Origin of the sequence: Thioalkalivibrio sp. AKL7 (genome assembly GCF_000381705.1) — a bacterium.
GTDB lineage: Bacteria > Pseudomonadota > Gammaproteobacteria > Ectothiorhodospirales > Ectothiorhodospiraceae > Thioalkalivibrio > Thioalkalivibrio versutus.
In genome coordinates this window covers 398,186-408,322 of the sequence record NZ_KB906950.1, presented here as the reverse complement: position 1 = coordinate 408,322, position 10,137 = coordinate 398,186, and the positions used below count along the sequence as shown (strand labels likewise).

10 protein-coding genes are annotated in these 10,137 nt (G+C 67.3%); all 10 read right to left on the bottom strand.

Going from position 1 to position 10,137, the window contains the following annotated elements:
- Window positions 1-303 precede the first annotated feature (303 nt).
- The 10 genes from G315_RS0108960 to G315_RS0108915 all read right to left on the bottom strand — a co-directional run bounded on the left by G315_RS0108960 (window position 304) and on the right by G315_RS0108915 (window position 10,137).
- Window positions 304-1,245, bottom strand: a complete 942-nt coding sequence (locus G315_RS0108960; protein ID WP_018145280.1) for an AEC family transporter — start codon at window positions 1,243-1,245, stop codon at window positions 304-306.
- A gap of 184 nt (window positions 1,246-1,429) precedes the next feature.
- Window positions 1,430-1,816 carry a thioredoxin gene (gene trxA, locus G315_RS0108955; protein WP_018145279.1) on the bottom strand — a complete coding sequence of 129 codons (387 nt, stop codon included), beginning with the start codon at window positions 1,814-1,816 and terminating at the stop codon, window positions 1,430-1,432.
- Window positions 1,817-1,872: 56 nt separating this feature from the next.
- Window positions 1,873-2,475, bottom strand: a complete 603-nt coding sequence (locus G315_RS0108950) for an LON peptidase substrate-binding domain-containing protein (protein ID WP_018145278.1) — start codon at window positions 2,473-2,475, stop codon at window positions 1,873-1,875.
- Window positions 2,472-3,107: a flavin prenyltransferase UbiX gene (locus tag G315_RS0108945; RefSeq protein ID WP_018145277.1), complete on the bottom strand. Its 636-nt coding sequence runs from the start codon at window positions 3,105-3,107 to the stop codon at window positions 2,472-2,474. Before G315_RS0108945 ends, G315_RS0108950 begins: the two co-directional genes overlap by 4 nt.
- Window positions 3,104-4,501, bottom strand: a complete 1,398-nt coding sequence (gene mpl / locus G315_RS0108940) for a UDP-N-acetylmuramate:L-alanyl-gamma-D-glutamyl-meso-diaminopimelate ligase (RefSeq protein WP_018145276.1) — start codon at window positions 4,499-4,501, stop codon at window positions 3,104-3,106. The genes G315_RS0108945 and mpl overlap by 4 nt, the downstream gene beginning before the upstream one ends.
- A complete protein-coding gene (locus tag G315_RS0108935; RefSeq protein ID WP_018145275.1) occupies window positions 4,498-5,022 on the bottom strand; it encodes a hypothetical protein in 525 nt (174 codons plus the stop codon). Before G315_RS0108935 ends, mpl begins: the two co-directional genes overlap by 4 nt.
- Window positions 5,019-5,807, bottom strand: coding sequence for a VacJ family lipoprotein (locus G315_RS0108930; protein WP_038032090.1), 789 nt, complete (start codon window positions 5,805-5,807; stop codon window positions 5,019-5,021). The genes G315_RS0108935 and G315_RS0108930 overlap by 4 nt, the downstream gene beginning before the upstream one ends.
- Window positions 5,808-5,849: 42 nt before the next feature.
- The gene (locus tag G315_RS0108925) at window positions 5,850-7,805 is read right to left on the bottom strand and encodes a diguanylate cyclase domain-containing protein (RefSeq protein ID WP_019612350.1); all 1,956 of its coding nucleotides are present in this window, start codon (window positions 7,803-7,805) and stop codon (window positions 5,850-5,852) included.
- A gap of 70 nt (window positions 7,806-7,875) precedes the next feature.
- Window positions 7,876-9,099 (bottom strand): argininosuccinate synthase, encoded by a 1,224-nt coding sequence (locus G315_RS0108920; protein WP_018145272.1) that lies wholly within the window; start codon window positions 9,097-9,099, stop codon window positions 7,876-7,878.
- 57 nt (window positions 9,100-9,156) lie between these two features.
- Complete coding sequence (locus G315_RS0108915; protein WP_026182084.1) at window positions 9,157-10,137, bottom strand: OmpA family protein; 981 nt, start codon at window positions 10,135-10,137, stop codon at window positions 9,157-9,159.

Sequence of the window (10,137 nt, the reverse complement as noted above, 5' to 3'; positions counted from 1 at the left end):
CCTCCCCGTTGTCGTCGCGCCGAGTGGAGAGGCTTTTCGCGGGATTCAAGGCGCTGGATGTCTGAGCGGAGCCGAAGGCGTAGCGAGTTCAGCGCCGCCCGCGAAAAACCTCGGAGCGAGGGAAACCCCGGCCCGCGTAGCGGGCCGGGGTCGCGGCAGTCGGGCGTGTTTCTTGGGTACTTCTTTGCACGAGCAAAGAAGTACCTCACGGTGCGCTCGCGAGAGAGCGCCTGGCAGGCGGCCCGACGAAGGCACGTAAACACCGGAAGACGAACCAGGGCCAGCCACCAACTGCGTTGAGGGTCAGGCGATGAGTCGGGTGGCGAGGGCGAACCACAGGGGCAGGGTGACCAATGACAGCGCCGTGGTCAGCGTGACGGCCGCCGCGTAGAGCCCGGTATCCAGGCGGAAGCGATCGCAGAACACCAGCCCCAGGACCATCGCCGGCATCGCCGCCTCCAGCACCGAGCCGACACCGGGCACACCCTCGAGGCCGGTCCACAGCACCAGGCCCAGCGCGAAGATGGGGGCCAGAATCAGCTGGACCACGGCCACTACCGCCAGCGGACGGGCATCGCGCCCACGAAAACGGTTGAACACCAGCGCCAGACCCAGCGAGAACAGCATCAACGGCGCCACGCTGTCCGCCAGGAACCCGAGAAAGACGTCCAGCCAGTCGAGCAATGGGACCCCGGCGAGATTCAGCGCCACACCCACCACCGCCGCCCAGATCGACGGCACCACTGCCAGCGCGCGCAGCGGACTCCCACCCCCGTACAGGCGCACCGCCTCGGGATCACCGTAGCGCCGCGCCAGCAGCACGCCCAGCGTCAGTACCAGCGGGAGGCAGGCAAACAGGTCGTACTGGATCGCCACCGCGCGGCCAGGCTCGCCGAACAGGCTGTCGAGCACCGGGAGACCGAGATAGGTGGCATTGGGCCAGGCAGCCGCCAGCAGCATCGCGCCGATCGCCGCACGCTCCGCCATGCAGACGCGACAGGCCAGCAACGTGACACCGACCATCGCCAGAACCGTGAGGCCCGCCACCAGGGCGATACGCAGGGAGTCGAGGCCCAGCGGGGCCACCCACAGCACCTGCAGGACCAGCGCCGGAAGCAACAGGTAGTAGACCAGGGTGGTAAGGACCCGGCGCGTCGTATCCGCATCCAGACCACCCGGTTGCAGGGCGCGCCAGACCACGCCCGCGACGATTAGCGCCCCCATCTGGGTCATCACGCTCAACATGGCAGGCGTCCGGCCTCGGGGAGCTGGGGCATGGTGACGGCATCCTTTTCGCGCATGGCGCAGGGGTTTGCGGTCATTCTACGATCCTGGCACGCGCCCCACACAAAAAAACCCGGCGGGGCGACGCCCCGGCCGGGTTCGGTCTCGCAGGCTTGGCTCGCGAGAAACCGTTGTCAGAGGCGGCTTACGCGCCCCCGGCCTGCTCCTGTTCCTGCTGCTGGCGCTCGACGTCGGCGCGCACCTGCTCCATGTCCAGCTCGCGCACCTTGCCCAGCACCTCGTCCAGCTGACCGGCGGACAGCACGCCCGGCTGGGAGAACACGATGATCTGCTCGCGGAAGATCATCAGGGTCGGGATGGAACGGATCTGGAAGGCGCCGGCGATGGCCTGCTCCTCGTCGGTATTCACCTTGGCAAAGACCACGTCGGAGTGCTTGCCGGAGGCCTCCTCGAAGGTCGGGGCGAACTGCTGGCACGGGCCACACCAGGGGGCCCAGAAGTCCATGATGACGATGTCATTCCCGGTAATAGTGGATTCGAACGTGTCCTGCGTGAGTTCCTGAACGGCCATGATGGCGGGCTCCGGTTAAAAATGTCCCCGAACCTTACCAGCCTCCGCGGCCGCTTTCAGGATTTCGATGCTGCGAGCATGGCCGCTCGCAGGCGTTCCAGACGCTCGATCGGGTCGTCGGCCTCCAGCAATTGCTGCTTGATTTCGAGGTCGATCGGGAGCAGTTCGGTCAGCCGCGCGGCAACCCAGGTCGAGTCGTCGAAGCGCCGTTCCAGGTGCGACCAGGGCGTGCCCAGCTGGTCCAGCAAGCGCTCCAGCAGATCGGCCAGCGAGGCATAATCCACCGGCAGACTCACCTCGGGATACTCCGGCAAGGGCTCCACATCACCCAGCCACAGACCGTCGTCGGCGTGCCGGGCATTGTGGATGACCCGCCGGCCCTCGCCCTTGACCAGGATCCCCAGCAGCCCGTCGGGGCGCTGGTCCCAGTCCACGATGACCGCCTCGGTGCCGACACTGTAGAAGCTCGCGGAGGGATCCGTCTCGGACGGGAGTTCTCCGGATTCGCGTTCCGGTTCGGTCGCCACGATGACAAAGCGACCATCACCGCGCAGGCAGCGCCGCACCATATCCAGATAACGGGTCTCGAAGATCCGCAGCGGCAGCAACCCCTCGGGGAACAGCACCGTGTTCAGCGGAAACAGCGGCAGCGTGGTCATGCATCCTCTCCCGGCTCCGGGGCCGCGCCCCAGCGCGGCACCAGGGCGTGCTCGACGTCGAGGTGATCCAGCACCCGCGCCACCATGAAGTCGATCAGGTCATCGATGGACTGCGGACGGTGATAGAAGGCCGGATTGGCCGGCATCACCACCGCACCCATGCGCGCCAGACGCAGCATGTTCTCCAGGTGGATCTCGGAGAACGGCGTCTCGCGCACCACTAGCAGAAGCTTGCGGCGTTCCTTGAGCACCACGTCGGCGGCGCGCTCGATCAGCCCGCGCGAGGCACCGGTCGCGATGGCCGACACGGTGGCGGTGGTGCAGGGGCAGACCACCATGGCCTCCGGCACGGCCGAGCCACTGGCCACCGGGGCCGTCCACTGCTCCGCCCCGTAGCAATGGATCTGATCAGGGGCCGCCTGATAGCGGTCGGTGAAGTAGCGCGCAATCTCCACCGGGCGACCGGGCAGGTCGAGGTCCGTTTCCAGCCCGAGGACGACCTGGGCCGGCTTCGACAGCATCAGGTGCACCTGGACGCCGGACTCGACCAGGCACTGCAACAGGCGCAAACCATACGGCGCACCGGAGGCGCCGGTCAGGGCCAGAGAGATGCTGCGCGGGCGTTCGGTCATGCGGGCGTCCCCTGCAAGGCGTCAATCAGGCGCAGGTGCAGCCCGTCGAAGCCTCCGTTGCTCATGATCACCAGCGTATCGCCGGATCGAACGGTGGCAAGAATCCCCTGCAGCAGGGATTCGATATCGCGCGCCACGGACAGCTGCTCGCCGAGTTGCTGTTGCAGGCCCTCGGTGGACCAGTCGATCTCCGGGGCGTGGTACAGATGCACTGCGTCGGCCTGTGCAAGCGCCGTACCCAGGGCCTCGGCGTGCACCCCCATGCGCATCGTGTTGGAACGGGGCTCGAGGATCGCCACCAGACGCCCACCCGGCGCCACCTGTCCGCGCAGCCCTTCGAGGGTCAGGCGGATCGCCGTGGGGTGGTGGGCGAAGTCGTCGATCACCCGGATGCCGTCGATCTCGGCGCGCAGCTCCTGGCGCCGACGAACGCCGCGAAACGCCGGCATGGCGGCCAGGCCCGTGGCCAGCGGAACGCCGGCATGACGAGCAGCGGCCAGGGCCGCCAGGGCATTCGCCAGGTTGTGACGCCCGGTCAGCGGCCATTCCACTCGCCCCTGTGCCACACCATCGGCCAGCACTTCGAAGACCGAGGCCTCGGGGTTCAGGGCGCGCGCCGCCAGGGCGGGGGTCGCATTTCCAGTGGCGCCTTCAGGGTCGGTCGCGAGACGCTCCACCGGCGTCCAGCAACCCATCTCCAGCACCCTCTCCAGTGCGGCATCACCGGCCGGCATCAGGATGCGCCCCTGCCCCGGCACCGTACGCACCAGGTGATGGAACTGGCGCTCGATCGCGGACAGGTCGGGGTAGATGTCGGCGTGGTCGAATTCGAGGTTATTCAGGACCAGGGTGCGCGGGCGGTAATGGACGAACTTGGCGCGCTTGTCGAAGAACGCGCTGTCGTATTCGTCGGCCTCGATCACGAAAAACGGGGCATCCCCCAGGCGCGCACTGACCCCGAAATTGCCAGGGACCCCGCCGATCAGAAAGCCGGGGCTCATCCCCGCGTATTCAAGAATCCAGGCGAGCATGCTGGCGGTCGTGGTCTTGCCATGGGTACCGGCCACCGCCAGCACCCAGCGATCACGAAGGATGTGTTCGGCCAGCCACTGCGGGCCCGAGGTGTAGTCCAGCCCGCGATCCAGCAGGGCCTCGACGACGGGCATGCCGCGGCGCATTACATTACCGACCACGACGGGCCCCGCGTCGGGCAGCGTGTCCGGGTCGTAGCCCTCGTGGTAGGCAATCCCGGCCTGTTCCAGCTGGTCGCTCATGGGCGGGTACAGCTTCTGGTCGGAACCCGTGACCGCATACCCCTGCGCGCGCGCCAACTGGGCCAGCCCGCCCATGAAGGTCCCGCCAATGCCGAGGACGTGGAGCCGCCCGCCGGTCACTGGAACAGCCCGATCGCGGTCTGGGTGGCCACGCTGGAGACCACGATATAGCCAAGTGCGATCAGCATTCCCACCAGACGCGAACCCAACCCCAGCGCCTGCTGCAGGATGTGACCAAAAACGAGCAGCAACCAGGCCAGGAGCACCAGCATCCCGAACACGACCCCAGTGGCGACCTCCTCCGGCTCGCGCGCCGGATCGGGTCCGCCCGCCAGCACCATCAGCAACGCCATCAACAAGCCCAGGACCGCGCCGGTACCCGCCATCGCGGTGAAGGTCTGGCGCCAGCGATCCGCTACGCCCTGCATGCTCAGCAGGAGGGCGACAAAGGCATACAGGACCACCAGGTCCATGACGTTCAGTGCCAGCGCCTGGCCGAAGCCGTACAGCGGGATCCCGATCACCATGCCGGCGATCAGGGCGATGCCGACCCAGAAGACCAGCGTGCCGTTATCCGCCGGCAGGTCCTGCGGCCCGGCGTGCAGGCGCAGGATGTTGAGCATCGAGGCAAGGCCGTTCAACGTTCGCTCTCCTCGGCCTCCATGGCCTCCAGCGCCTCGAGCTCATCCAGTTCGTCCAGCATGGCATCGGACTCGCCATCCGGCCTGCCGCCCCGCACCAGGAAGTCCCGGCGCTGCAGGTAACCCTGGCGCATCGCGATGTAGGGGTCGTCGGACAGTTGCGCCAGCATGCGTTCGGTGGGGATCAAGCCGGCGCGCATGTCGACCACGTCCAGTACGATCAGGCCGATCCACCACCCGGTGTGATCGTCGCGCAGGTTGGTGTGATAGAGCGGGCTGGTGTAGCCATCCACCAGCCGCGCTGGGGCATCCCGTGCCGTGCTCGGTCCGAGGAAGGGCAGCTGGAGGTAGGGGCCTCGCGCCACGCCCCAGGCGCCCAGTGTCTGGCCGAAGTCCTCGTTGTTCTTGTCCAGCCCCATGGGCGAGGCGACGTCGATCAGCCCGAACAGCCCGAAGGTCGAATTGAACATGATTCGCCCGGTATCCGAGGCGGCGTTTTCCAGGTTGCCCTGCAACAGGTTGTTGAACAGGACCGTGAAGTCATTGAGGTTGGAAAAGAAGTTGCCCACCCCGGTCTGCACCGGTTGCGGCAGGCGCTGGTACTGCACTGCAGCCGGGCGCAGCAGCGACTCGTCGAAGTCCTGATTGATCTCGAACACCGCCCGGTTGTAGGACTCCCAGGGATCATCGGGGTGGCGGTCCTCGCTGGGCACCGTCGCGCAACCGGCCAGGCCAAGGAACATCAGGGCCAGCAGGCCCGGGCGCAAACAGGAGACAACAGACATGTGATTCCTTAATTTTTCGATCCGGCGCCGAGCCGGTTACGCTCAAGCCCCCGTGATCGGGTAGATGTCCGCCTTGCGGGCAACCCCGACCTGACCGCGGCCCTGATCCTTGGCTTGATAACAGGCGCGATCCGCGGCGACAAAGGCCTCGTCCACCCCCGGCACGTCCGGTCCCAGCTCGACCACGCCCACCGAGGCGCCAATGGTGACTTCCCGGGCCTCCACCTGCAACGGCCGGTCGGCGAGGGCCGAGCAGATCCGCTGACCAAGGATACGCCCATACTCCGCGTTCGTATCGCGCGCGATCACGGCGAACTCGTCACCCCCAATCCGCGCCACGGCATCGTGACCACGGGTCAGCTGGCGCAGCACATGAGCGACCTGGCGCAGCAGTTCGTCGCCGACCCGATGGCCATGGTGGTCGTTCACGTCCTTGAAGTAGTCGAGGTCCACCAGCAGCAGGCTGGCCACCGCACGATTGTCGCGGGCGGCATGCATGGCAATCTCCAGCTCGCGCTCGAAGGCGCGCCGGTTCAACAAGCCGGTGAGGCCATCGTGGCTCGCCTCGTGCACCAGGCGATCCACCAGCCTGCGTTCCTCGGAGACATCCGTCAGCACCAGCAGGGTCCGCACGGAACTGCCGGCTACCGGGTCAAGCGCGGTACGGGCGATACGCACGATCAGTTCGTGACCGTCACGCCGGACCAGACGGGCATCCGAACGCTCGCCGAGGGCCTGGTTCAGCGCTTCGCCCCGGGCATCCGCCGGCAGCAGGGGGCGGCCGGTACCCAGTTCGCGCAAGTCGAGCAGTTGATCCAGGGAACAACCCAGAACCTGATCCCGGGTCAGGCCCGCCAGCTCGCGGGCCGCAGGGTTCACGTAGGAGATCCCGCCACGTGCATCCAGGGTGATCACCGCATCCGGGATCGCGTCCATGCTGCGCTCGAGGTTGCGCCCGGAGCGGCGCACCCGGGTGTGCACCCGCGAGACATACAGCAGCGCCAGCAGCGCGACCACTGCCAGCGCCGAGACCAGCCACAGGATGTTGTCACGCAGCCAGACCAGGATATCGAAGGGCTGCGGCGCATACAGGCCAACCCCCAGTTCGTACATCAGCCCGTGCACGTCCTCGTAGGACCGGGGTGCCGCCCAGCCGCCGATACCGGCCGCCTGACTTGCCGGATGTTCCGCATCCAGCGACAGGGTCGCCAGCAGGATGGCATGCGCCAGCCCGGTATCCAGGTCACCACGCATCGCCAGCGGCCACTCGGGGTACAAACGGGTACTGGCGCGGTAAGTGAACGATGGGAAGGCGCGCTCGCCGACCACCCGGACCTGCTCCACCCGTGGATCGCCACGTGCCTCCAGGTCCTCCAGGATGCCGGTCCGGAAGGTCGCGGCATCGACCTCCCCCTGCAGCACCCAGTCGAGGCCGCGGCCGACCGGAAAGCCGGTAAATACCACCGACGCCAGATCACTCTCGACGTCCAGCCCGGCCGCCTGCAATTCGCGCCAGGTCATCCACCAGCCCCCAAAGGCATCAGGATGCACCGCGGACAAGCGCTGCCCCCGCAGGTCGTCCAGCTCCACCAGGTCATCCCGATCGGCACGGGCGATCACGACGGCCCCGAACCGGTCCTCGTCACGGCCCACCTGACGCGGCTGCATGGTCGCGATGCGCGATATCCCGTGCTGCTGCTCCAACATCACGTAGGAACCGCTGTTGGTCAGGATCAAATCGAAGCGCTTGTCTGCTACCGCCGCCTGCAACCCGTCGTTGTCCACCGGCTCCAGCACGAAACGGGCCCCGTCGATCTGCTCCGACAGGTACTCGACGAATGGCGTCCAGCGTTGGCGTGCCACATCGTCGCCGCGGTGGGCGAGCACCCCGAAGACCAGGCGCTGCTCGTCCACCGCCGCCGTTTCCTCCGCGAACAAGGGCGCCGAGGGATACAGCAACAGAAAACCCACCAGGAACACCGCCAGGCCACCAGACATCCACGCGTTTCCCGGGCGCCGGAGCGGGGCAACCCTCAATGAGGAGCGCTGGCGGCCCGCCCCGCTCATGTCATGTCGGCTTGCGGTTGCGGCTGGCGGCGATACGCAGGCGCAGTGCGTTCAGGCGGATGAAGCCCTCGGCGTCCTTCTGGTCGTAGGCGCCGGCGTCATCCTCGAAGGTGGCGATGGCATCGTCGAACAGGGTGTCCTCGGAACGACGCCCCGCGACGATCACGTTGCCCTTGTACAGGCGCAGGCGCACCTCGCCGTTGACCACGCCCTGGGTGTCGTCAATCGCGGCCTGCAGCATGCGTCGCTCCGGGCTCCACCAGTAGCCGTTGTAGATGATGCTGGCGTAGCGCGGCATCAGCTCGTCCTTCAGGTGCGCGGCCTCGCGGTCCAGGGTGATGGATTCCAGCGCCCGGCGGGCACGCAAGAGGATCGTGCCACCCGGGGTCTCGTAGCAGCCGCGCGACTTCATGCCGACATAGCGGTTTTCGACAATATCCAGCCGGCCAACACCGTGGGCCCCGCCGCGCTCGTTGAGCTTCGCGAGCAGCTCGGCCGCGCTCAGGCGCTCGCCGTTGATCGAGACCGGATCACCCTTCTCGAAGCCAATGGTCAGGGTCTCGGATTCGTCAGGGGCCGCCTCGGGGGCGACCGACCAGCGCCACATATCTTCCTCGGCCTCGGTCCACGGGTCCTCCAGCGGGCCACCTTCGTAGGAGATGTGCAGCAGGTTGGCATCCATGGAGTACGGTGACTTGGTGCCCTGCTTCTTGTAGTCCACCGGGATGTTGTGCTGCTCGGCGTAGGCCATCAGGCGCTCGCGCGAGTTCAGGTCCCACTCGCGCCAGGGGGCGATCACCTTGATGCCCGGCTTCAGCGCGTAGGCGCCCAGCTCGAAACGCACCTGGTCGTTGCCCTTGCCGGTGGCGCCGTGGGCGATCGCGTCGGCTCCGGTCTCCTCGGCGATCTCGACCAGGCGCCGTGCGATCAGCGGGCGCGCGATGGAGGTACCCAGCAGGTACTCGCCCTCGTAGATCGTGTTGGCGCGGAACATCGGGAACACGTAATCGCGCACGAAGATCTCGCGCAGGTCCTCGATGTAGATCTGCTTCACCCCCAGGGCCTCGGCCTTGGCGCGGGCCGGCTCGACCTCCTCGCCCTGGCCCAGATCGGCGGTGAAGGTGATGACCTCGCAGCCGTATTGATCCTCCAACCATTTGAGGATGACCGAGGTATCCAGACCGCCGGAGTATGCAAGGACGACGCGCTTGATCGAGGAGCTCATAAGAATTTCTATCCTTTTCCTAAGGTAAAGATATAGTCGTTTTGACGGCTAGCGTCACTACCACGCCGGGGTCTCGGAGGGCGCAGCCGGGGCCGAATCGGGGCGCGGATCGTGGCCCTCAGGCTCTTCCGGGCCGGCGCCCGGCAGCACCTCAACCGAAGCGCCGCCCGCGCCCGAATCGCCCGTATCCAGCCACCAAATATCACTGCGCCGCGAGGCCTGACGCGCGCTATCGGCGGCCGGATCCACACCCGGGGCCTCGATCTCGACGCGCGCGGCCGGGACGCCCGCTTCCACCAGGGCCTCACGCACCACCTCGGCACGATTGCGGCTGAGGGGGCGGTTGATCTCCAGCGGGCCGGCGGCATCCGTCCAGCCAACGACCCGAATGCGTGGGGCCTCCGCAGCCGCCAGGACTCGGGCCGCACGTTGCAGAACCTCGCGCGCCTCGGCATCCAGACGATGGCTACCCGTTTCGAAATAGACACTCCAGCGGTCCAGGGCCCCCGTTTCCGGGGTCGCGGCAGGCGTGTCCTGCTCCCCGTAACAGGCGCGAAAATCCCGCGCCCGCAGGGCAAAGCGGATACCCCGGAAGTGCACCGAGTCGTCGCCATCGGGAAAATCAATGCGCACGTCATGGCCGGCCAGAAGACGGGCCTTCAGGGGCTGCGCCAACGCCTGGGGAACCCGGAACAGGTGGGCGTCGCGGGGCTGCAACCGCACATCTAGCGGCGATTGCGTCGCCGGGCGCAGCCATTCCGGCGCGCCGGTACGCAGCCGCGGCGCGCCGCCCGCCGGCATCGCGTAGGGGGCCTGCCAGAAGACTGCGGTCAACAGGCCCGGCCGGGCCTCGAAACGCAGCGTACCGCCGTGACGCACGGTCTGTTGGATGCGACAGGTGGCATCTTCCTCGGTCAGCTGCCAGTCACTACGCTCCAGCGGTTCGCTGTAGGGCGCAGCACCCGCCGTGGCCATACCCACCCCCAGCAGCACCAATCCCGGGAGTGCGCAACGCAGCCACTGGCGCAAGCGGGCCAT